Raw genomic sequence first — 21,394 nt, 5'->3', positions numbered from 1 at the left:
ATGCGTTTCCTTTCTACTAACCTATCGGCCGCTACCCTCTTAGGGTTGGCCTTGCTCAGCGGCTGCGGCGAGAAGTTTCTCGACGTGAAGCCCACCGATTCGATTACGACCGAGAACTTCTACCAGACCCAATCGGATGCCATTCAGGCCACTACGGCGGTGTATGCGCAGCTGGGGCGCGGCGGGCAGTACAACTACGCGCTCTGGGGCATCGGCGAAATAATGTCGGATAACTCCTTCACGGGCGGCGGTGGCGGCGGCGACGGGGCCGAAGAAATTCAGCTCGACTTCTTCAACATCCCGAGCAGCAACCCCATGACCACGCGCCTCTGGAATGGCTGCTACGTGGGCATCGGCTCGTGCAACCTCGTGTTGCAAAAGGTACCCGGCATCAGCATGGATGCCACCCTGCAAAAGCGCTGCCTGGGCGAGGCGCAGTTTATGAGGGCCAAGTACTACTTCGACCTCGTGCGGGCCTTCGGCGACGTGCCCCTGATACTCACGCCCCCGGCCAGCCCGGCCGAGGCGCGCATTCCGCGCACACCCGCCGAGCAGGTGTACACCCAGATTATTGCCGACTTGCAGGCGGCTATTGGGTCTTTGCCCGAAAGCTACGCGAACACCGACCTAGCGCGCGCCACCAAGTGGGCCGCCACCGGCCTGCTGGCCAAGGTGTACCTGACCCACGGCGACAAGCAGTTGGCCGCCCAGCGCGCCCGCGAGGTCATCAACTCGGGCAAGTACTCGCTATGGGCCGACTATGGCGACAACTTCAAAGTAGCCAATGAGTTTGGCAAGGAGTCGCTATTTGAGGTGCAGTACATAAACGGTCTCAACGAATATACCTTCGACGGCCTAGGGTTCGCCGGCAACGAGTTTTTTGGACCTAGGGGCCAGGGCTTGGTGCCGCAGGGCGGCTACGGCTTTAATATCCCCGAGCTGGAGTTTGTGCAGGGCTACGAGGCCGGCGACAAGCGCAAAGCCGTGACTATCTGGTCGCCCGGCGACCCCTACCCGGCCGGTAGCGCCAGCGCGGCCCAGCCCGCCTCGCTGCCCGGCTCGCCCTACGGCTACAACTGCAAGAAGTGGTTCGTGGGCAAGGTGAATACCAACGTCTGGGACTCGCCGCTCAATTTCCCAGTACTACGCTTGGCCGAGGTGTACCTCATCCTAGCTGAGGCCGTGGGCAACACTACCGAGGGCCTAGATGCCATCAACAAAGTGCGCAATCGCGCCGGCCTAGGCAACCTAACAGCGGCCACGCCCAACTTCGCCGACGCCGTGCTGAAGGAGCGTCGCTACGAGCTGGCGTTTGAAGACGACCGCTGGTTTGACCTCAAGCGCACGGGCAATCTGCTCAAAAACCCGGCGCTGGTGGCTAAGGGCATCAAGCCTTTCAACGACCTGCTGCCCATTCCGCAGGCCGAGCGCGACGCGAACCCCTCGCTAGTTCAAAACCCTGGCTATTAGGCTAATTGTCAGTCATCAACAAACAACTATCAGTTACTCGCTCCAATAGAGCAGAGAATTGATAATTGCTTACTGATAACTGCTCACTGACTTTCTTTTCCCACCCGATTTTATATGTTCCATTATTTACGCAGTGCGGCGCTGGTGCTGGCCGGTGTGGCGGCCCTGGCGGCCTGCCGCAAAGACGAGGTTACCAGCCTAGAGGGGCCCGTGCCCACGCCCGGCTTCACGGTGCAGCTCAATACTACGCAGTACCCGGTAGTAGCCACGTTCACCAATACCACCACCGATGCCTTTCTCTACCAGTGGGATTTTGGCGATGGCTCACCACTAGCGTCGGGCCAGAATGTGACCCACACCTACAAAGCCGCCGGCACCTACCAAGTGAAGCTGACGGCCGCGGGCCGGGGCGGCACGGGCATTTCTCCGCAGCAGCCCGTAGTCATTCCGTCTACCTGCGGCAATGCGGCGTTCGGAGCCCTCACGGCCTGCGCAGGCACGGGCGCTACTTCTTGGACGCTCTCCGACCAGCCGGGCGCCATAGTGCAGCTTTCGGCCAGCGGGGCAGTGCTGTCGTCGTCTGCCACGCTTTCGGCCTGCCAGCTTGATGACCAGTTTTCGTTTACCAGCGCCTTTACCTACAGCTACGATGCAGGCGCCGGCACCTATGCCAATGGCGCCTGCGGCAAGGCCCTAAGCGGTAATTCCGACTTCATATACAAGCCTAATGGCAACCTAGGGCAGATTGTGCTGCAACGCCCCAAGTCCTTCATCGGCCTGCCCGACTCGGTGGCCAACAAAACGTACGACATTGTGGAAGCCAGCAGCACCAAGCTGCGCCTGCAAGGCACCAACCCCGACGGTACCAAAACCGTGACCACTTACATCCCGCAGCTCTCGGCCCTCGACCGCGCCAAGCAGTTCCTCACCGGCGGCTCGTCGCGCACCTGGACGCTCGATAACACGGTAGCCAACGCCATCATTGTCGGCACCGAGGCTAATCCCGGCGCTTACAACGTGAGCGGCTCGGCGGGCAGCGTGCCCGCTTGCCAGGCCGACGATGAGTACACTTTCAGCAGCACTAATGCTTTTGGCTACGACGCGAAAGGCGAAACCTTCACGGCGGGTGTGTACACGTGCCAGCCCGGCCGCACCGACAATAGCACCACCTTCACGTTTGGGCCAGCCACTGGCGCAGGCATTGCGCAACTCACACTGGCCAAGACCGGTAGCTTTATCGGCGTAACGGATGCGCCCACCAGCCGCGTGTACCGCATCCTGGCCATCGACAACCAGCACATGACGCTGCGTGCCGGTAGCTCAACCGACCCCACCGTCTTCACCTTTCAGCTGAAAGCGAAGTAGCCCAGCCCACGGCTACCTAGGGGCCCTACCTGCCACTTTATTTCCCACCCCATTGCTTATTCTTATGTCTTACCTAGGCACGCCTACCCTTCTCCGCAGCCTATCGGCCGGCATCGCCCTGCTGCTTTCAAACGGCGGCTGCACCCAAGAGCCACCCGGCCCGGTCATCGTTGACACGGCTACCGGGGGCGGCACCAGCACGGCCGTCAACGCCGACCCGCGTGACTTTGCCCAGTACACCGAGCTAAAGTGGAGCGACGAGTTTGACGGCGGCAGCCTCGACCAAGCCAAGTGGGTGTATGAGGTGAAAGATGTGTGGTACAACAACGAGCTGCAAGCTACCACTAACCGCCGCGACAACGTGACCGTGACGGGCGGCAACCTCAACATCACGGCCATCAAGGAGAACTACAACGGCCGCAGCTACAGCTCGGGCCGCATCATCACCAAGGGCAAGCAAGATTTTAATTTTGGCCGCGTCGATGTGCGGGCCAAGCTACCTAAAGGCAAAGGCATTTGGCCCGCCATCTGGATGCTGGGCTCGAATGACAGCACCACTCCCTGGCCCGCTTGCGGCGAAATTGACATTATGGAGTTGCGCGGCAGCTCCCCCACCGTCAACAACAGCACGGTGCACTACGGCACCAGCAACGCCGACCATAAGTATAAGGGCACGCAGTACACACTGCCGGCCAGCGGCGGCGATTTCAGCTCCGACTATCACGTGTTTAGCCTCGTGCGCAGCCTCAACCAGATGCGCTTTTATATAGACGGCAACCTGTATTACACGCTCACGCCCGCCGACGTATCGCCCTATCCCTTCAATAATCCGTTCTACGCGATTTTGAACCTCGCCGTAGGCGGCGACTTCGACGGCAATCCCGACGCCAGCACCACCTTCCCCCAGACCATGCTGGTTGACTACGTGCGCTACTATCAGTACAAATAACTCTCCCTTTTTCTGTTCCTGGTGGTCCGGGTCTGGCAATTGCCGGGTCTGGACCATTTTCTTTGCTACGCGCTCTTCATTGCAACCAAAGCGCTCCCGCTGTACTACTGCCTACTGGCGCTCGCGAACGGCCTTCCCTGCCCTAGGCTACATACTGGCACCCTAGGGCCGAGCTTACTACCAGGCTGATGGATAATTTAATTTGAAAAATTTATTACTGTTTATCAAATACTTAATTCTCTAACTAACATTTGTTAGTAAAAATAACTAACATTTGTTAGCCGATTTCGAATAAGGCTGTACATTTGTCCCACCCACTCTTCATTCCCACCCGCGTTAGTAAGAGCCCGTTTGATTTTCAGGAGTGGCGGCCCCGCCGCCACCCCTCCATCCTACCCCAGGCTGCATCCCACCCCTCTCGTCTGGCGGCTCCTCCACCCACCCTTTCCTCGCTCTCGGATGGGCTCTTACTACTACCGTCAAACGCCCTGCCTGGCTCCCTGCCAGACAGGGCGTTAGTGTATGCACTATGACCAAAATCGCGAAACCCCCTAAGCGCCAAATTATTCTAGAAGAGGCTGCTAAGCTTTTCAAAGACAAAGGCTACGGCGGCACCTCCATGCGCGACATTGCGGGGCAGGTGGGCATGGAAGCGGCCAGCATGTACAACCATATCAAGTCGAAGGACGAGATTCTGGACAGCATCTGCTTCCGCATTTCCGACGTGTACATTGCGCACCTGCAAGAGGTCGAGCAGCTGCCGCTCACGTTTGGGGAGAAGGTGCGGGCCCTCATCCGGCTGCACATCCAGCTGATGGTAGAAGACGGCCCGGCCGTATCGGTGGCCAACCACGACTGGAAGTACCTGCCCAATGCGCGCCTCACCGAGTTTACGACGGCGCGCCGCCAGTATGAGAAGGGTTTTGCTGCGCTTATTGCGGCTGGCATTGCGGCCGGCGAGTTTCAGACTGTCAACCCCACGGTGGCGCTATTTACCATTCTGTCAGCCGTGCGCTGGGTCGAATTATGGTTTCAGCCCGGACGCAGCCTCTCGGCCCAGGAACTGGAAGACCACATCATTACGATGCTGCTTAAGGGCCTAGAGCAGAGATAGCTGCGCACGCACCCGAGGCCTCCGGCGTGGGCGTTTAGCTCAACTACAGTGTACGTAATTCGGGCGTTATGAGGCGCGAAGTAATCCGAGCAAGGGGGCTGGGCCGTACCTTGCTGTTACCTAGCTCTCCTTCCGCAATTATACCAGTTTCATTTATGCTCGCGCCAACCGCTGGCCCGGACGGTAACGCCCAGGCCATTGCGATTAGGCTGCTTGCCCGCGACCCCTTTAGCCAGTGGCTTGGCTTGGCTATCAAAGACGTTCGCCTGGGTTACTGTAGCCTTTATTTTCGTGTCCGGCCCGATATGCTCAACGGGTTCGGCGCCCTGCACGGCGGGGTCGCTTTCTCGGCGGCCGAGTCGGCGTTTGCGCTGGCGTGCAACACGCACGGCCGCCAGAGCGTGAGCCTCACCGCCACTATGGACTACCTCGAGACCGGCCGACTCGGCGATGTGCTACTGGTAGAAGCCCGCGAGGAAAGTCTTAAAGACAAGATGAGCATATACCTGCTGCGCCTCACTAACCAGCACGGCACGCTGCTAGCCATGTTTAAAGGCACCGCCTACCGCACGCGCCACGAGCTGCTATAAGCGAACCTAGGGCACTGGAAATTTCGTTGAGCAAATAGGACGGAGTTGCGGCAGGGCTGCCGTATTTTTACCGCCTCCCCACCCTGCTTCGCGCCCGTGTCCGGCTACGTTCTCTTCGTTGATACCGAAACCTCGGGTCTGCCCGCCGACTGGCGGCGCCCCTACGCGGAGCCCGGTGCCTGGCCCCATGTGGCCCAGATAGCCTGGCTGCTCTACGGGCCCGATGGGGAGCTAGTGAAGACCGAAAACCACTACGTGCGGCCCAGCGACTACGACCTGTCGCCGGCCTCGATGCAGATACACGGCCTCACACTGGCCTTTCTGCAAGACAAGGGCAAGCCGCGCCGCGAGGTCATGCAGCGCCTACATGATGACCTAGTGCGTTACCAGCCGCTGGTAGTGGGCCACTTTCTGGTGCTCGATTTTCACATGATGGGCGTCAGCTTTCACCGCTCGGGGCTGAGCAACCCGCTGGTGGACCTAGGGCTGTCCACCTTCTGCACCATGCGCCTCACCGAGCGCTTTATGCAGCCCATGCGCCAACAGTACCTGCGCTTGGCCGACCTGTACCAGCGGCAGTTTGGGCGGCCCATGCTGCGCCAGCACGATGCCCTGGCCGACGCCGAAGCCACGGCCCAGTGCTACTTCGAACTGCAGCGCACTGGTGACATTGATGCCGAGGCCCTGGCCTCGCAGGCTCCTATCTTGCCGCCGCCCACCCACGCAGCTCTTGCGGCCGCCCGGCGGCCCTTTTGGAAATATTGGCTGGGCATGATTTGATATTACTTACCCGTTTGTCATTGCGAGCGCAACGAAGTGGAGCGCGGCAATCTTTCCTTCACGTTAGGAATACTACCTCAACGACAAGGAAAGATTGCCGCGCTCCACTTCGTTGCGCTCGCAATGACAGCTATCTGTTGTTATTTGCCGCTTGCTACAATTATCACCAATGACTGACCGTCTTGCTTTTCTACGCACCGTTGAGCCGTTTCACCTGCTGCCGCCCGAGGTGCTGGAAGAAGTGGCCGCCTTGCTGCAAGAAGTGACGCACCCGCGCGAGACGCTCATTTACCGCCAGGGCGAAACCAAGCTGCGCGGTGTGGACCTCATAATTGAGGGCGCTTACGACACGTTTTTTTACGACAGCCAGCAGCAACGCCGCTTGCCTGAGGTGTATGGCCCTGGCGAGTGCTACGGCGGCGTGTCGGTGCTGCTCAACAAGAAGCGCTCGCTGCGCACGGTGCAGGCGCGGGCGGGCACGCGGGTGTACTTCCTGCACCGCAACGACTTTCGGAGCCTCTGCCTAGGGTACGAGGCTTTCTTCCAGTACTTTACAAACCGCTACGGCAAGCTGATGCTGGACGACGAGTACGCCCAGCTAGTGCACCCCGGCCCGCAGGCGCCCCAGAATTTTATTGCGGCCGATGAATTGTACTCGCGCCGCATGGGCACCGTGGAGCTGCGCCCCGTGCAAGCGTGCCCCGGCAACACGCCCACCTACGAGGTGGCCCGTCTCATGGCCAAAGCCCGCAGCAGCTGCTACTTCGTGCTCGACGAGGCAGGCAAAGACGTGGCGGGCTACGTCACCGACATTACCCTGCGCGACAAGGTGGTGGCCGACCTAGGCGATGCCCGCCTGCCCATCAGCACTTATATAGATTCGCCCACGCGCAGCGTAAGTAGCGAAGCCTTTGTGTATGAGGCCTTGCTGCTGATGTTCCGAACCAAGACGCGCTACCTGCTGGTGGAGCAGGATGGCGGCTACCTAGGGTTTATCAGCCGCAACAAGCTGCTGGCCGAGCAGGCGCAGTCGCCTTTCTTGTTCATTCAGGGCGTGAAGCAGGCCGTGTCGCTGCGCGAGTTGCGGCGCAACTGGCAGAAAGTACCGGACATTGTATTTCAGCTGCTCGACCGCGGCGTGAAGCCCGAAATCGTGAACCAGGTTATCACGACCGTGGCCGATACCATCGCGCTCAAGGTGATTGAGGACGTGATTCGGGAGATGGGGCCGCCGCCGGCCAAGTTCGTGTTTATCGTCCTAGGTTCGGAGGGGCGACAGGAGCAAACCCTGCTCACCGACCAAGACAACGCCATCATCTACGAAGACAAGGCCAACGAGCACCGTGAGGAAGTGCGCGACTATTTTCTGCGCTTCGCCACGGAGGTATCGGACCGCCTCAACGAGATTGGCTTCAGCTTCTGCGACGGCGGCTTCATGGCCAAAAACCCGAAGTGGACGCACTCGCTCTCGCACTGGAAACGCAACTACCTAGAGTGGCTGCGCGAGTCGAACCCCGAAAACGTGATGCGCTTCGCGGCATTTTTCGACGTGCGCTACCTCTACGGCGAGGCCGACATTTTGGATGAGCTGCGCGACTTCTTGGACGTAGAGCTGCAAAAGCCCCTCGACCGATTCCTGCATTACATGGCCATCAACGCCTTGCAGTACGAGCCGCCGCTCACGTTTTTCAACAACATCCGCACCTTCGCGGTAGGCGACCAGCAGGTGATTAACCTCAAGAAAATCATGTCGCCCATCGTGGATTTGGTGCGCGTGTTTTCGCTCCAGCACCGCGTCTTTGCCACCAACACGGGCCAACGCCTGGCGGCGCTGCGGCAGCTGGGCGTGTTCAGCGAGAAGGACTACCAGGAGTTGCTGCAATCGTATTACTATCTCATGGGCATGCGCCTCAAGAAGCAGTCGGTGCAGATGATGCAGGACAAAATGCAGCCCGACAACTATCTAGACCCTAAGAAGCTGACTAAGGTAGAGCGCGTGACGCTCAAAGAAATCTTTAAGGTAATCTCTGATTTCCAGGTCAAAATCAAGGTCAACTTCGCCAAGCAGCTCTAAGCCGTGCCGCAGTGGCACAAGTACCCTAGGGCGCCTTTGTTGCACCCCACGGCTGTCATACTGACCCAGGAAGCATCTTATTACGCAAGGGCTTAACCTGATGAGATGCTTCCTGGGTCAGCATGACAGCCGTTAAGTAGGTGCAAGTTTCGCTTTTTCTTGACGCAAGTATTCGTTAGTATGTCTTCTTATTCTCCTCCTTCTGACGCTGAACAAACGTCAGGAGCGAACCCACCAAGCGCCGCCGATTGGCTGGCCATCGCGCAACGCCTACAGGCGCTGGCACAGGCTGGGCTGGCCTACAATCCACCTGTGTTCGATGCCGAACGCTACGAGGAAGTGCTCGCGCTCAGCCTGCAGATGATGAGTAACTTATCGGGCCAGCCGGTGGCCACGTTTGCGGAGGCATTTGCGGTAGAGAATGGCTACCCGACGCCCAAGGTCGACGTGCGAGCGGTGCTGTTTCGGGGCACCAATGAAGTGCTGCTGGTGCAGGAAAAGATAGACGGCGGCCGGTGGTCGCTGCCCGGCGGCTGGGCCGACGTGGGCTCCACTCCTTTTGAGGTGGCGGTGAAAGAAGCCCGGGAAGAAACTGGCCTTGAAACGGAGGCCGTGCGCCTATTGGCGCTGTGGGATAAGAAAAAGCACCCTCATCCACCGCAGCCCTGGTACGTGTACAAAGCCTTCGTGCTGTGCCAGGTAGTAGGGGGTGCACTCCAATTAGACACTACCGAAACAACGGGCGTGCGCTGGGTATCACGTGCAGAGCTGCCGCAACTCAGTCTTTCAACCGACCGCGTAACGCTCTCGCAGTTGGAACGCTTGTTTGACTTTGCCGAGCAGCCAGACTTACCGACGCTGTGCGATTAGTGGCGGCCCTAGGTGGTCGAAACTCGATTCTTTCTATCCATGCCGCAATTCCCGGCTGCTGAGCCTCGCGCCTCTACCCTGCCTTGGATTCAGCTCGCGCCCGATGCGCCGTACTTTCTCACCGACGCGGGCCAGCCCTGGACGCCCATCGGGCAAAATGACGCCCTAACCTGGCCTGACCTAGCCGGCTTGTTTCGGCGCCAAAACGTGGCGGCGGTAGAAGGGCACCTCGCCTGGCTGGCCGCGCATGGCGTGACGTGCCTGCGCCTGATGCTGGAGTATTGCCAAACCGAGCACCGCTACCTAGAGCGGCCCGTGGGCCGGTTTCAGCCCAACATGGTGCGATTTTGGGACGACTTATTTGCATTGTGCGAGCGCTACGGCCTGCGGCTGCTGCTCACGCCCTACGACACCTTTTGGATGAGCCGGCGCTGGCGCCACCACCCCTACAACCGCACCCAGGGCGGGCCCTGCACCCAGCGGACGCAGTGGCTGCGCAACCCTGGCATGCGGCAGGCTATTAAAGACCGGCTGACCTTCGCCACCGAGCGCTGGGGCGGTAGTGGTGCGTTGTTTGCCTGGGACCTGTGGAACGAGATTGACCCCGTGCACGCCGGCAAGCGCCCGGCCGCGCTGGCCGAGTTTGTGAGCGACATCAGCGCGCACCTACGGGCGGTGGAACTACGCTGCTTCGGCCGAACGCACCTGGAAACAGTGTCCGTGTTTGGGCCGGTGCTGGGGCACTACCCGGCTGTGGCTGAGGTCATTTTTCGGCACCCGCTGCTCGACTTTGCTACCACGCACCTCTACGACAAGGCCACCATCGACAACCCCAAGGATACCCTAGGGCCGGCGCTGGCCACCGGCCGGCTGGTGCGCGAGGCGTTGGGTGAGATGCCCGCCACGCGGCCCTTTTTCGACAGTGAGCACGGGCCCATTTACGCGTTCAACAACCGGCGCCGCACCTTGCCCGAGACGTTCGACGATGCGTATTTCCGGCATATGCAGTGGGCGCACTTTGCCTCGGGCGGCGCGGGCGGCGGGCTGCGCTGGCCCTACCGCCAGCCGCACGTGCTCACCCACGGCATGCGGGCGGCGCAACAGAGCTTAGCAGCCTTCACGCAGCTGCTCGACTGGCCCAGCTTTCAGCGGCGTAATCTCAATGAGGAAGTGCGAGTTTCTAACCCAGCTTTTGCAGCCTTTGCCTGCGGCGATGCCCGGCAGGCGGTGGTGTGGCTGCTGCGGCAGGACCGGCTCATTACGCGGCGCGGCACCCGGCGGGCGCCTAGGTCGCAGGTGGGGCAGCTCACGTTGCCGGGGCTGGCGCCGGGGTCTTACACGGTTCATCTCTGGGACACGGCGGCGGGCCAGGCCCTGGGGCAGCTTTCGCTGCTGGTCGGCACCGAGCCGCTGCACCTCGACCTACCCGCCGTGCGGGCCGAGTTGGCTTTGGCTATTGTGCCTGCCTAGGGGCACCAAGTGCTGGTGCTGGTTGTTGGTAAAAGCAGCGTAATAGCGGCCAGCTAGCAGTTGAGCTTGCTTTTTTGCGACAAAATTCCGGTCCTATCGGTGCCCGCTTACGTTACTTCTTCTGACTTCCAACTATAGTATAGACGATGGCTACTTCTGCCCTTCAGCTTGACCAAGCTGCTTTTGAGAACCCTTTTGTAGACGAATTGCGCGGTGAGGTGTCGGGCAATAAAGGGTCGCGGCAGGTGCCGGGCTACCACTACTCGCGGGTGACGCCCACCCCCGTGCGCGAGCCCAAGCTGCTGGCCTGGTCCAATGAGCTGGGCGCCGACTTAGGACTGGCCCGGCCCACGGAGCGCGGGGCGGCGGTGGCGCTGTTGGCCGGCAATATTCTGCTGCCCGGCATGAAGCCGTTTGCGGCGCGCTACGGCGGGCACCAGTTTGGCAATTGGGCGGGGCAGCTCGGCGATGGCCGCGCCATTTCGCTGGGCCAGGTGGCCGGCCCCGATGGCAAGCGCCAGGAAATTCAGCTCAAGGGCGCTGGTCCTACCCCCTACTCGCGCCGGGCCGATGGCCGGGCCGTACTGCGCTCGTCGGTGCGCGAGTTTTTGTGCAGCGAGGCCATGCACTACCTCGGCGTGCCCACCACCCGGGCGCTGAGTTTGGTGACCACCGGCGACGAGGTGGTGCGCGATATGTTCTACAACGGCAACGCCCGGCCCGAGCCCGGCGCCATTGTGGCGCGGGTAGCCCCCACGTTCATCCGTTTCGGCAGCTTCCAGATATTGGCCGCCCACGGCGAAATGGACAACCTGCGCACGCTGGCCGACTACGTCATCCGGCACCATTACCCCGAGCTGGGCGAGCCTTCGCCCGAGGTCTACGTGCGCTGGTTTGAGGAAATAGCCCGGCGCACCGCCGTGATGGTAGCGCACTGGATGACCGTAGGCTTCGTGCACGGCGTGCTGAACACCGACAATATGTCCATCCTGGGTCTCACCATCGACTATGGCCCCTACGGCTGGCTCGAACCCTACGACCTCGACTGGACGCCCAATACCACCGACTTTGGCTCGCGGCGCTATGCCTTTGGCCAGCAGCCCCGTATCGGCATGTGGAACCTGATGGCCCTGGCCCAGGCCCTAGGGCCGCTGGTGGCCGACCCGCAGGCCCTACGCGCCGGCCTCGATGTGTACGTTGATACCTTTAACGCTACTCAGCACGCGCTACTGCTGCGCAAGCTCGGCCTCACCGCGCTCGACAACGCCAGCGACCACGCGCTCACCGAGGCGCTGCCCGCCGCTTTAGCCGAAGCGGAAGCCGATATGACCATTTTCTTCCGACAGCTTTCTCATCTACCAGCCACACTGATGGCGTCTGAAAATCAAGAAGAAGCGTCATTCGACGAGCTACTCGCGCAGTCTACTTATACCGACGCGCCCGGCACCGACCTAGGCTTGCGTGAGTGGCTGCACCGCTATGTGCTCCGCCTGCGGCAGGAAACTGCTAGCCCAGAGGGTATTCAGGAAAGTATGCTGGCCGCTAATCCGAAGTACGTGCTGCGCAATTACCTCGCTCAGCAAGCTATTGAGGCCGCGGAGGCCGGCGATTCGTCGAAGCTTGACACGCTGTTTGAGGTACTGAAAACACCATTTGCTGAGCACCCCGAGCATGAGGAGATAGCCGCGAAGCGCCCCGAATGGGCGCAGGACAAGCCTGGCTGCGCCACGCTGTCGTGCAGTTCGTAGGGCCGCTTATACAGGGCGCACCCCTTAGTTTATAATCTATCATAAACACGCTTGTCATTGCTTCGCTGCGCTCGCAATGACAAGCGTGTTTTGGTTTTAAAAGCGTTTGCTTCAGCTATCGCGGATGCTAGTGCTCAAAGGCCGCCTCCAGCAAGTGGCGCACGGCGCGGCGCGTGTCGGCGGGGCGCTCGATGAAGCCTAGGTGCCCCACGCCGGCCAACCATACCACGGTGCTGTAGTCGGGCAGCAGGCTTTCCTCGTGGGTCTTTTCAGGCGGCACGGCGTGGTCGTCTTTGCCGGCGATGAAGAGCACGGGATACGTAGCTTTTTCGAGCACCGCCCGGCGGTCGGGGCGCTGCGCCATGGCATCGAGGCTACCTAGGGCCACGGGTAGCGGCACGGCGGCCGCAATGGCTTGCAGCTGCTCGATAGCATTAGTCAGCGACTCGCGGTGCACGGGCGATAGTTGGGGCTGTAAAAATTCTTCGGCGTAGGCGGCCACGCCGTGCTCTTCCAAGAAGGTGCGGTTGCGCGTCCGGTGTTCGGCGTCGTGCTCGCTATCGGGCAGGGCCGAGGAGTGAAACAGCCCTAGGCCGGCCACCAAGCCGGGGTACTTTTCGGCAAATGCCAGCGCGACGTAACCGCCCATGCTGTGGCCCACCAGCACGGCGCGCCCTACGCCCGCGGCAGCCAGCTCGGCGCGCACGGCATCGGCAGCGGCTTCGAGGCTGTAGTCGGGAGCCGCGTCGGCGGGGCCGTAGCCGGGCAAGGCAGGCGTTAGGACTTGGTACTCGCGAAAGTGGTCGCCCAGAAAGTCGGGCCAGATGGCGGGGCTTTCGAGGTAACCGTGCAGGAAAACGACGGTTGGCAGAGGAGTGTTCATGGGGCCCTGCATACGCACTTGGCAAGCCCTAGTTAAATAAAAAATGGGCCATTAGCTGCTTAGCAGAACGGTAGCAGGCGTGGCTCGCACCTAGGCAAAACCTAGGCTCGGCTATAACCCCGCAGCCCTGGCCCGCGCTATACCCGAGCCCCATTTCCTACCCTATGGCGACTCTCAAACTGCGCGGCAACGACCTGCGCAAACTCGGTTACCCCGAAGGCCGCGCTATCACCTTGGCGCTCGACATCTTGGCCGACCGACAGCTCAGCAAGCTTGACAAAGGCAGCGCGCTGGCCCTGCTTCAGAAAATAAAAGACGACCCCTACGCCTACCTACGCGACTCGCTGTGGCGCGACTTGGCCAAAGAATTTGTGCCCGAGCCCAGCCGCGCCGTGGGCCTCAATCCGCAGATAAAAGATTATCGCCGCTACGGCGAAGCTTTCATTGAAGACGGCGCCCGCCGCCAGATGGACACGGCCATGCAGCTACCCGTAACCCTCGACGGCGCCCTGATGCCCGACGCCCACCAGGGCTACGGCCTGCCCATCGGGGGCGTGCTGGCCGTGGACAATGCCGTGATTCCCTATGGCGTGGGTATGGACATTGGCTGCCGCATGGCCCTGTCGGTGTTCGACCTGCCGCCGCGCTACCTAGGGCAGCGCATGCAGGAGCTCAAGAAAATGCTGCACGCCCACACCCGCTTTGGCGGCAAGGAAGTCTTCAAAAACCCCGCCGACGACCCCGTTCTCGACCGTCCCGAGTTCAAGGAAATTGCCGTGGTGCGCGGCAAGCGCGAGGCGGCCATCAACCAGCTGGGTTCATCGGGCTCGGGCAACCACTTCGTGGAGTGGGGCCTGGTCGATATCACCACCGAGGACAATGAGCTGGGCGTGCCCGTGGGGCAGTACCTAGGGCTGCTGTCGCACAGCGGCTCGCGGGGGCTGGGCGCGGCCATTGCGCAGCACTACACCAAAGTGGCCATGGAGAAGTGCCCGCTGCCGCCCGAGGCGCGCTACCTGGCTTGGCTCGACCTCGACAGCCAGGAGGGCCAGGAATACTGGCGGGCCATGAACCTAGCCGGCGACTACGCCTCAGCCTGCCACCGCGACATTCACCGCCGCCTGAGCCAAGCCCTGGGCGAGAAGCCGCTGGCCAAGGTCGAAAACCACCACAACTTCGCCTGGAAGGAAACCCTGCCCGATGGCCGCGAGGCCATTGTGCACCGCAAGGGCGCCACCCCAGCAGGCCAAGGCGTACTCGGCGTCATTCCGGGCTCGATGACGGCGCCCGGCTACATCGTGCGCGGCCGGGGCGAGCGCGATTCTATTCAATCGGCCTCGCACGGGGCCGGGCGGCGGCTCTCGCGCACCCAGGCCAAGCAGCAGGTATCGGAGGGTGAGCTGCGCCGGCTGCTGCGCGATAAAGGCGTGGAGCTTATCGGCGGTGGCCTCGACGAGGCGCCGATGGCTTACAAGGACATTCACCAAGTAATGGCTCACCAGCAAGACCTAGTCGATGTTCTCGGCTCCTTCACTCCGCGCATCGTGCGCATGGATGCGGGCGGCGGGGGCAGCAGCAGGTACGGCGGCGAGTAGCCGCCTGCTGTAGCCTGGGCTTTTAGTCCGCGAGTAGTATACGTACTCATTCGCAGACTACAAGTTCGCGCTACGGCACACTAGTCTATCTATTTCCGTACTCTTAGCATGACGACCGTCCTATTAGTACCTGGCCTGGGTAACTCAGGCCCGCAGCACTGGCAAACCTTCTGGGCAGAGCGCCACCACTACCCGCGCGTGGAGCAGGCCAATTGGGACCACCCCGCGGGCCCCGAGTGGGTACAAACCCTGGCAGACGCCATTGCGCAAGCGCCGGGCCCGGTCGTGCTGGTGGCCCACAGCCTAGGGTGCGCCACGGTGGCCAAGTGGGCCCAAGCGTTCCCGACAGGCGCAGTAGTAGGCGCGCTGCTAGTGGCACCTGCCGACACCGACCGGCCCGATTTTCCGCCCGAAGTCACAGGCTTTGCGCCCATGCCCCTGCACACTTTGCCGTTTCCGAGCATCGTGGTGGCTTCTACGAATGACCAATACGTGACGCTACCTAGGGCCACTGCGTTTGCCACGGCTTGGGGCAGCCAGCTAGTAAATGTTGGGCCACAGGGCCATCTCAATGCCGATTCTAACCTAGTCGACTGGCCCGCCGGGCAGGAGCTACTAGCGCAGTTGCTACCGGCTGGGGTGTGAGGGTTACTAATGCTCGCTGCCCACAGACCCCATCCCCTAGCCCCCTCCCCTCTGGGAGAGGGGGAACTAGTTCTAATTCTAAAAAGGCAGTTTCTAAATACTAGAAGCTAGTCCCCCTCTCCCAGAGGGGAGGGGGCTAGGGGGTGGGGTCTGTGGGCAGCTAAGCCTCTCAAGCGGCTACCTCCACAAAAGTTTCCACCGGCTGCTGGCGCGTGGTGCGAGCCAGCACGTAGGCAAAGCCGGCACCGACCATCGCCATACCCACGCCCACCAGCGCGGGCGACGTGTAGCCGTAGCCCATCGCAATAGGTAGCCCGCCCAGAAATGCCCCTAGGGCATTGCCCATGTTAAAGGCTGCCTGCGTAACGGAAGCGCCCAGCATTTCGGCGCCCTTCGACGACTGAATCATGAGGATTTGGATAGGCGCGGCCAGGGCCAGCGACCAGCTGCCGGCCAGGAAGGTCAGCACCAGCGACGCAATCTGGTTTTCAGACACGAAGAAGATAGCCACCAAGGTGGCAGCCATAGCCAGCAGCAACAGCAGGCAGGCCGTGACCGGCTTCACGCGGTCGGCGAGCTTGCCGCCCACCACGTTGCCCACCACCATGCCTAGGCCCACCAGCATCATGATGTAGGGCACGTAGGTGGCCGGAAAGTGCGAAACATCCGTCATGAGCGGGGCGATGTAACTCACCCAGCAAAACAGCCCACCCGTGCCGATGGCCGTGATGAGAATGATAAGCCACGTAGTGAGGCGCTTAAACAAGACCAGTTCCGACAAGGCGCTGCCGGTATTCTGGGCAGGCAGTGCGGGCAAAAAGTAGTGAATGGCCAACAGCGTGAGCAGGCCAATGCCTGCCGTGCCACCTAGGGCATAGCGCCACGAGTAATGCTGGCCGAGGTACGTGCCCAGCGGCACTGTCAGCAGGTTGGCAATGGTGAGGCCCGCAAACATGGTCGCGATGGATTGGGCCTGCTTGCCGGGGGCCGCCAGCCGGCTCGCCACCACCGAGCCCACCCCGAAGAAGGCGCCGTGCGGCAGCCCCGCCAGCAGCCGCGCAAAAAACAGCACGGTGTTGTTGGGCGCGAAAGCCGAGCACGCATTGAAAACCGTAAACAGCAGCATCAGCAGCACCAAGATGCGCTTGGGGGGCAGGTTGCGCCCGAGGGTAGTAAGCAGGGGCGCCCCAATGACGACGCCCAGCGCATAAGCCGAAATGGCATAGCCCGCCGCCGGAATGGAGACGTGAAAGCCGTGGGCAATGCTAGGTAGCAGGCCCATCATCACAAACTCGGTGGTGCCTATGGCCAAGCCACCCAGGGCGAGCGGCAGGAGATTCTTATTCACACTAAAAAATAGAAGTACTGCCGAACAACCGGCAAGTCATTAAAAAGGCCCGCCTAGGGCGGGCCTTTTCACAAAAGTAAGGCGGTGCGGGAGCCTAGGGCTCGCCGCGCAGCTAGCTACTCGGCTTTCTGGTTGATGTAGTTTTTGGCGAGGTCGTTGAGCTTGGTATCTGTGAATTGCTCTTCCTCAAGGGTTTGACGCAGCAAGTCAGCCGCTTGGGTGTTGCCTAGGCGCTCGGCGTAGTGAGCCGCCGTGCCGTAGCCCGCAATCTCGTAGTGCTCGATGCGCTGGGCGGCCGCAATCAGGGCGGCGTCCATCACCTCATCGGTCGCATCTTCCGAGAGCAGTTCCTGGCCTTCGGCCACGAGGCCGGCCATGGCTTTGCAGGTGTGGCCGCCCAACTCGATACCTAGGTCTTGGCCGATGCGCTCGAGGCGCTGCACTTGTTTTTCGGTTTCGCGCAGGTGCTTGGTGAAGCCGGCGCGCAGGCGGCCATCTTTGGCATTTTCGGCCATCAGCGGCAGGGCGGTTACCAGCTGGTTTTCGGCGCTATACAGGTCTTTGAGCTGCATCTCGAACAAGTCGTCGAGGGTTTCCAGTTTGTCAGTCATAACGGAAAAGAAATAAAAGGAGGATGAACTGCGGCGGTGATGGGGACAGCCGCCCAGTGCTAGCGGTGTGTACGCCCGGCCAAAGTCCCCGTTACCGTTGCGCCTATCTTCTAGCTACCTGCTTACAACCCCACTTTATAAAAGTTATTTATATGAATTTCAAACACATATAGTGCACACAAGTTTACTTATCAGTGCTGGTTATGGTGGCGATTTTACGTAGTAGGCGCAGCCAAGTCAAGTAGGTTTCTAAGGCGACTGCACAGAGTACGTAGCGCATTATCCCTCGCAGTAAAAGTACTTATTGCCTCTACGGGCTTCTTGGTAATTTCAGGCTAAATACCGGTTTATTTATAAAAGCAAGAAGCTAGCGGGTTTTACTTCGGGTTTACTTTTCACTTCGGTGCGCCGGGGTAGGTCTGCGTAGCTGCCACGTGGCGGATTAGTCGCGGCTGCTGTTGGTGCTCCCTAGTGGCCGCGCACCGCCTATGAATCCCACGAGTCAGTCAGTTCTTCAGGCTACTAAGCCGGTGCTGCACGTCACGCACCGGCAGCGACAGCCGCTAGCCCCTAGCGGCACGCCACCTTTTAGCTGGTATCTCTGCCCGCAGGCCGGCGCCTTCCGGCACTTGGTGCTACTAGCTGGCCAGCAGCCCCTCGTGCATTGGGTACTGCCCGCCGTGGGTCCGGGCCTGGCCGAGCCTCTTACTGGCCTATGGATGCAGGTGCCCGCCGACCTAGGCGTTCCCCTACCCCTTGCCACCGAGGCCAGCTGCCAGGGTGCGGCCTGGGCTGTAAGCAGCGCCACTGGCCAGGCCGCTACGCCCCCTCCCATTCAGGCCGTACAAGCACTACGGCTTTTGCTGCCCGCCCCGCCCGCAGGCACTAGCCAGGCCTATTGGCTGCACCCGTTGCGGCCGGGAAGTACGGCCTGGCTACTAAGCCAGGAGCGCCCTGCCGGCTGCATTTAAGTGCCTAATCCGGCGCCCCATAATAGGCTCGACAGCATCTTCTTGGGGCTCGATGCAGTAAGCAATACTAGTTACGCCGGCAGTGGGCAAGGCGCGACGCAGCTAGTTGCGCCCTTTTGTATCCGCCCGGCACCATTTAGCTCTTCTCTTTACCAATGGCTGATTTACAAGCCCTCATCTTCGACATGGACGGTGTTATCCTCGATAACACGCCCGTGCAGGCTCGCGCCTTTCAGTTGCTTTTTCGAGACCTAGGCCTGGAGGCCGACGCTACCGAACTGCTGCGCCGCCTCAATGGCATGCCCGCCACCGACATTCTGAAAAAGGTATTTGACCACCCCGTACCCGAAAAAGAATTAAAAAAGTACGCCGACCAGCGCGAGTTTATGTACCGCACGCTGTACTGGGACGAACGCCGGCCCCTGGCGGGCCTGGTAGAATTTTTGGAAGCCGCCCGCGCTAGCGGCCTCAAGGTGGGCCTGGGCACCGGCTCGGCCAACGATACGCTGAGCTACGTCCTTGATTTTCTAGACTTGCGCCGCCACTTCGACGTGGTAGTGGGCGCCGATGATGTAGAAGAAGGCAAGCCCCACCCCGAAACCTACGCCGCAGTGGCCGAAAAGCTAGGCATTAAGCCTGAGCACTGCGTAGTGTTCGAAGACGCTACTCTGGGCGAGCACGCCGCCTACAAAGCACGCATGCACTGCGTGGCCGTGACGTCGACGCTGGCTGGCAGCGAGTTTCAGGCGCCGCTGGCCGTCATCCGCGACTTTACGGAGCTGACGCCGGAGCGCCTGCGCACGCTATTTGGTGAGGCCGGTGAGGCACCAGAGGCCGACGAGGAAGTAACCGAAAGCAAGGACCTGGCCCCGGCCTAGGTCTCCTTGCATGGCCACCCGGCCACTTGCGCCAAATCTTCGCACTAATAATGAGCGCCTCCCTGAGCCGCGAGCCCATCCGCTCGCCGCTTGGGGAGGCGCTCAAATGTTTTACCAGGCGCTTGCCGTTGGCAGTGAGGGTGCTACTTGCCCTAGGCTGGCGCTAGCAAGCTAAACCAGCAGAAAGGCTGCAACAGAAACCCTACCGCTTCTGTTGCAACCCCACCCGAACCCGCCGCCTCTTTGGCGCCGATGTACTATCTTAACTCGTATTCTTAACTATATAACTGGCTATGAACGCTGAACCTGAACTAGAGAGCCCGCACGACGACTCGCGGCGCACCTTCCTCAAGCAGTCATCGGTGCTTACAGCAATGGCCTTGGTGCCCAGTCCCGTAGTCACGGCGGCTGCGGCCGAGCTCGATGAAAAAGTAGCCGCCGCCTTCGAGAAAGTACCCCTTTCCTTGAAAGTGAATGGCACCAAGCACAAGCTGAAAGTAGAGCCGCGCACCACGCTGCTCGACCTGCTGCGCGAGCAGCTGCACCTCACGGGCACCAAAAAAGGCTGCGACTACGGCCAGTGCGGCGCCTGCACGGTGCACGTGGATGGCCAGCGCGTAAACTCGTGCCTGAGCTTTGCAGTGATGCACGATGGCCAGGAAATCACAACTATCGAAGGCCTGGCTAAGGGCGATGAGTTGCACCCTATGCAGGAAGCCTTTGTGAAGCACGACGGCTTTCAGTGCGGCTACTGCACGCCGGGCCAGATTATGAGCGCCGTGGCCTGCGTGCGCGAGGGCCACGCCGGCTCGGAAGGCGAAATCCGGGAATATATGAGCGGCAACATCTGCCGCTGCGGCGCTTACTCCAACATTGTGGCGGCCATCCAAGACGTAAAGCAGGGAGGCCAAAAGGTATGAACCAGTTTCAGTACGTGCGGGCTACCAAGTCCCAAGGCGCTATCGACGCGGTAGCCAAAGACCCCCAGGCCAAGTTCATTGCGGGCGGCACCAATTTGGTCGACCTGATGAAGCGCGGCATCATGACGCCGCAAAAGCTGGTAGACATCAACCGCCTACCCCTCGCCAAAATTGAGCGCCAAGACAACGGCCTGCGCCTAGGTGCCCTGGCCCTGAACTCGACCGTGGCCAACGACGCGCTGGTGCGCCAGCACCAACCGCTGCTGGCCCTGGCCCTCAATGCCGGCGCCTCGCCGCAGCTGCGCAACATGGCCACCGTGGGCGGCAACATGCTGCAACGCACCCGGTGCAGCTACTTCTACGACCTCACCATGCCCTGCAACAAGCGCGAGCCCGGCACGGGCTGCGGCGCCCTCGAAGGCATCAACCGCATGCACGCCATCTTCGGAGCAAGCGACAAGTGCATCGCGGTGCACCCCTCCGACATGAGCGTGGCCCTGGTGGCCTTGGACGCTACTGTGCTCGTGAGCGGCTCTAAAGGCGACCGGCGCATTGCGTTCGCTGACTTCCACCGCCTGCCCGGCGACACGCCCGAAAAGGACACCAACCTCGAAGCCGGTGAGCTGATTACGGCCGTGGACATTCCCGATGGCCCCTTCACCAAGCACGTGCACTACCAGAAGGTGCGCGAGCGCGCCAGCTACGCCTTTGCCCTTGTGAGCACGGCGGCGGCGCTCGACCTCGATGGCAACACCATTAAGGCCGCTCGCCTCGCCATGGGCGGCGTGGCGCACAAGCCTTGGCGCCTCACCGCTGCCGAGCAGTCGCTGGTGGGCCAGCCCGCCACGGAGGCTAGCTTCCGGCGCGCCGCCGAGGTAGCCATGCAAGGCGCTAAGGCCTTTAAACACAACGCGTACAAGCTGAAGCTGGGTCCTAACACGATAGTGCAGGCGCTACGCACCGCTGCGGCGGCCTAGGTAAAAGTCTATCGCTTTTCTTCTGTCATGCTGACGAAGGAAGCATCTTATCAGGCAAGGTTCTAACTTGATAAGATGCTTCCTTCGTCAGCATGACAGAGGAGAGGTGATGGATGTGATTTATAGCAACTAGCAG

At 61.0% G+C, this 21,394-nt stretch carries 19 protein-coding genes; 16 read left to right on the top strand and 3 right to left on the bottom strand.

Going from position 1 to position 21,394, the window contains the following annotated elements; all coding sequences use genetic code 11:
• The 10 genes from JAO77_RS03065 (at position 1) to JAO77_RS03020 (ending at position 12,430) form a co-directional block, all read left to right on the top strand.
• Complete coding sequence (locus JAO77_RS03065; RefSeq protein ID WP_198988799.1) at positions 1–1,470, top strand: RagB/SusD family nutrient uptake outer membrane protein; 1,470 nt, start codon at positions 1–3, stop codon at positions 1,468–1,470.
• Between the two features lie 114 nt (positions 1,471–1,584).
• Complete coding sequence (locus JAO77_RS03060; RefSeq protein ID WP_198988797.1) at positions 1,585–2,835, top strand: PKD domain-containing protein; 1,251 nt, start codon at positions 1,585–1,587, stop codon at positions 2,833–2,835.
• Between the two features lie 64 nt (positions 2,836–2,899).
• Positions 2,900–3,784: a glycoside hydrolase family 16 protein gene (locus JAO77_RS03055; protein ID WP_198988796.1), complete on the top strand. Its 885-nt coding sequence runs from the start codon at positions 2,900–2,902 to the stop codon at positions 3,782–3,784.
• A 529-nt stretch (positions 3,785–4,313) separates the two neighbouring features.
• On the top strand, positions 4,314–4,898 hold the full coding sequence (locus tag JAO77_RS03050) for a TetR/AcrR family transcriptional regulator (RefSeq protein ID WP_198988795.1): 585 nt from the start codon (positions 4,314–4,316) through the stop codon (positions 4,896–4,898).
• 68 nt (positions 4,899–4,966) lie between these two features.
• Positions 4,967–5,488: a hotdog fold thioesterase gene (locus JAO77_RS03045; RefSeq protein WP_370549567.1), complete on the top strand. Its 522-nt coding sequence runs from the start codon at positions 4,967–4,969 to the stop codon at positions 5,486–5,488.
• A gap of 96 nt (positions 5,489–5,584) precedes the next feature.
• The gene (locus JAO77_RS03040) at positions 5,585–6,268 is read left to right on the top strand and encodes a 3'-5' exonuclease (RefSeq protein ID WP_198988793.1); all 684 of its coding nucleotides are present in this window, start codon (positions 5,585–5,587) and stop codon (positions 6,266–6,268) included.
• 169 nt (positions 6,269–6,437) lie between these two features.
• The gene (locus tag JAO77_RS03035; RefSeq protein ID WP_198988792.1) at positions 6,438–8,342 is read left to right on the top strand and encodes a DUF294 nucleotidyltransferase-like domain-containing protein; all 1,905 of its coding nucleotides are present in this window, start codon (positions 6,438–6,440) and stop codon (positions 8,340–8,342) included.
• A gap of 180 nt (positions 8,343–8,522) precedes the next feature.
• Complete coding sequence (locus JAO77_RS03030) at positions 8,523–9,212, top strand: NUDIX hydrolase (protein ID WP_198988791.1); 690 nt, start codon at positions 8,523–8,525, stop codon at positions 9,210–9,212.
• A 39-nt stretch (positions 9,213–9,251) separates the two neighbouring features.
• Entirely contained in the window at positions 9,252–10,682 is a 1,431-nt protein-coding gene (locus JAO77_RS03025; RefSeq protein WP_235998188.1) for a glycoside hydrolase 5 family protein, read from the top strand.
• Positions 10,683–10,828: 146 nt separating this feature from the next.
• Positions 10,829–12,430: a protein adenylyltransferase SelO gene (locus JAO77_RS03020; RefSeq protein ID WP_198988790.1), complete on the top strand. Its 1,602-nt coding sequence runs from the start codon at positions 10,829–10,831 to the stop codon at positions 12,428–12,430.
• Positions 12,431–12,557: 127 nt separating this feature from the next.
• Here the strand turns inward: JAO77_RS03020 and JAO77_RS03015 are convergent, their stop codons facing one another.
• Positions 12,558–13,313 (bottom strand): alpha/beta fold hydrolase, encoded by a 756-nt coding sequence (locus tag JAO77_RS03015; protein WP_198988789.1) that lies wholly within the window; start codon positions 13,311–13,313, stop codon positions 12,558–12,560.
• Positions 13,314–13,477: 164 nt separating this feature from the next.
• Between JAO77_RS03015 and JAO77_RS03010 the strand changes: the two genes are divergently transcribed.
• Positions 13,478–14,908 carry an RtcB family protein gene (locus JAO77_RS03010; protein WP_198988788.1) on the top strand — a complete coding sequence of 477 codons (1,431 nt, stop codon included), beginning with the start codon at positions 13,478–13,480 and terminating at the stop codon, positions 14,906–14,908.
• Positions 14,909–15,016: 108 nt separating this feature from the next.
• Positions 15,017–15,553 carry an RBBP9/YdeN family alpha/beta hydrolase gene (locus JAO77_RS03005; protein WP_198988787.1) on the top strand — a complete coding sequence of 179 codons (537 nt, stop codon included), beginning with the start codon at positions 15,017–15,019 and terminating at the stop codon, positions 15,551–15,553.
• A 169-nt stretch (positions 15,554–15,722) separates the two neighbouring features.
• On the opposite strand, the gene JAO77_RS03000 is transcribed toward JAO77_RS03005, so the two are convergent.
• Entirely contained in the window at positions 15,723–16,901 is a 1,179-nt protein-coding gene (locus JAO77_RS03000; protein ID WP_198988786.1) for an MFS transporter, read from the bottom strand.
• Between the two features lie 116 nt (positions 16,902–17,017).
• A complete protein-coding gene (locus tag JAO77_RS02995; protein WP_198988785.1) occupies positions 17,018–17,512 on the bottom strand; it encodes a YciE/YciF ferroxidase family protein in 495 nt (164 codons plus the stop codon).
• 488 nt (positions 17,513–18,000) lie between these two features.
• Here JAO77_RS02995 and JAO77_RS02990 point away from each other — a divergent pair, with 488 nt between their 5' ends.
• From JAO77_RS02990 to JAO77_RS02975, 4 genes are all read left to right on the top strand, one after another.
• On the top strand, positions 18,001–18,483 hold the full coding sequence (locus JAO77_RS02990) for a hypothetical protein (protein WP_198988784.1): 483 nt from the start codon (positions 18,001–18,003) through the stop codon (positions 18,481–18,483).
• Between the two features lie 155 nt (positions 18,484–18,638).
• Entirely contained in the window at positions 18,639–19,361 is a 723-nt protein-coding gene (locus tag JAO77_RS02985) for an HAD family hydrolase (protein WP_198988783.1), read from the top strand.
• A gap of 293 nt (positions 19,362–19,654) precedes the next feature.
• Entirely contained in the window at positions 19,655–20,281 is a 627-nt protein-coding gene (locus tag JAO77_RS02980; protein WP_198988782.1) for a (2Fe-2S)-binding protein, read from the top strand.
• Positions 20,278–21,258, top strand: a complete 981-nt coding sequence (locus JAO77_RS02975; protein WP_198988781.1) for an FAD binding domain-containing protein — start codon at positions 20,278–20,280, stop codon at positions 21,256–21,258. The genes JAO77_RS02980 and JAO77_RS02975 overlap by 4 nt, the downstream gene beginning before the upstream one ends.
• The last annotated feature ends 136 nt before the right edge of the window (positions 21,259–21,394 follow it).

Source organism: Hymenobacter sp. BT559 (assembly GCF_016427535.1).
In the GTDB taxonomy this organism is placed as follows: Bacteria; Bacteroidota; Bacteroidia; order Cytophagales; family Hymenobacteraceae; genus Hymenobacter.
Note: the sequence above shows the minus strand (reverse complement) of the source record. Positions and strands in the feature narration are given on the sequence as shown.

Excerpts from the sequence above, each read along its gene's own strand:
- JAO77_RS03065 (WP_198988799.1), top strand. The coding sequence starts at position 1 with ATGCGTTTCCTTTCTACTAACCTATCGGCCGCTACCCTCTTAGGGTTG.
- JAO77_RS03060 (WP_198988797.1), top strand. The coding sequence starts at position 1,585 with ATGTTCCATTATTTACGCAGTGCGGCGCTGGTGCTGGCCGGTGTGGCG.
- JAO77_RS03055 (WP_198988796.1), top strand. The coding sequence starts at position 2,900 with ATGTCTTACCTAGGCACGCCTACCCTTCTCCGCAGCCTATCGGCCGGC.
- JAO77_RS03050 (WP_198988795.1), top strand. The coding sequence starts at position 4,314 with ATGACCAAAATCGCGAAACCCCCTAAGCGCCAAATTATTCTAGAAGAG.
- JAO77_RS03045 (WP_370549567.1), top strand. The coding sequence starts at position 4,967 with ATGAGGCGCGAAGTAATCCGAGCAAGGGGGCTGGGCCGTACCTTGCTG.
- JAO77_RS03035 (WP_198988792.1), top strand. The coding sequence starts at position 6,438 with ATGACTGACCGTCTTGCTTTTCTACGCACCGTTGAGCCGTTTCACCTG.
- JAO77_RS03030 (WP_198988791.1), top strand. The coding sequence starts at position 8,523 with ATGTCTTCTTATTCTCCTCCTTCTGACGCTGAACAAACGTCAGGAGCG.
- JAO77_RS03025 (WP_235998188.1), top strand. The coding sequence starts at position 9,252 with ATGCCGCAATTCCCGGCTGCTGAGCCTCGCGCCTCTACCCTGCCTTGG.
- JAO77_RS03020 (WP_198988790.1), top strand. The coding sequence starts at position 10,829 with ATGGCTACTTCTGCCCTTCAGCTTGACCAAGCTGCTTTTGAGAACCCT.
- JAO77_RS03015 (WP_198988789.1), bottom strand. The coding sequence starts at position 13,313 with ATGAACACTCCTCTGCCAACCGTCGTTTTCCTGCACGGTTACCTCGAA.
- JAO77_RS03010 (WP_198988788.1), top strand. The coding sequence starts at position 13,478 with ATGGCGACTCTCAAACTGCGCGGCAACGACCTGCGCAAACTCGGTTAC.
- JAO77_RS03005 (WP_198988787.1), top strand. The coding sequence starts at position 15,017 with ATGACGACCGTCCTATTAGTACCTGGCCTGGGTAACTCAGGCCCGCAG.
- JAO77_RS02995 (WP_198988785.1), bottom strand. The coding sequence starts at position 17,512 with ATGACTGACAAACTGGAAACCCTCGACGACTTGTTCGAGATGCAGCTC.
- JAO77_RS02990 (WP_198988784.1), top strand. The coding sequence starts at position 18,001 with ATGAATCCCACGAGTCAGTCAGTTCTTCAGGCTACTAAGCCGGTGCTG.
- JAO77_RS02985 (WP_198988783.1), top strand. The coding sequence starts at position 18,639 with ATGGCTGATTTACAAGCCCTCATCTTCGACATGGACGGTGTTATCCTC.
- JAO77_RS02980 (WP_198988782.1), top strand. The coding sequence starts at position 19,655 with ATGAACGCTGAACCTGAACTAGAGAGCCCGCACGACGACTCGCGGCGC.
- JAO77_RS02975 (WP_198988781.1), top strand. The coding sequence starts at position 20,278 with ATGAACCAGTTTCAGTACGTGCGGGCTACCAAGTCCCAAGGCGCTATC.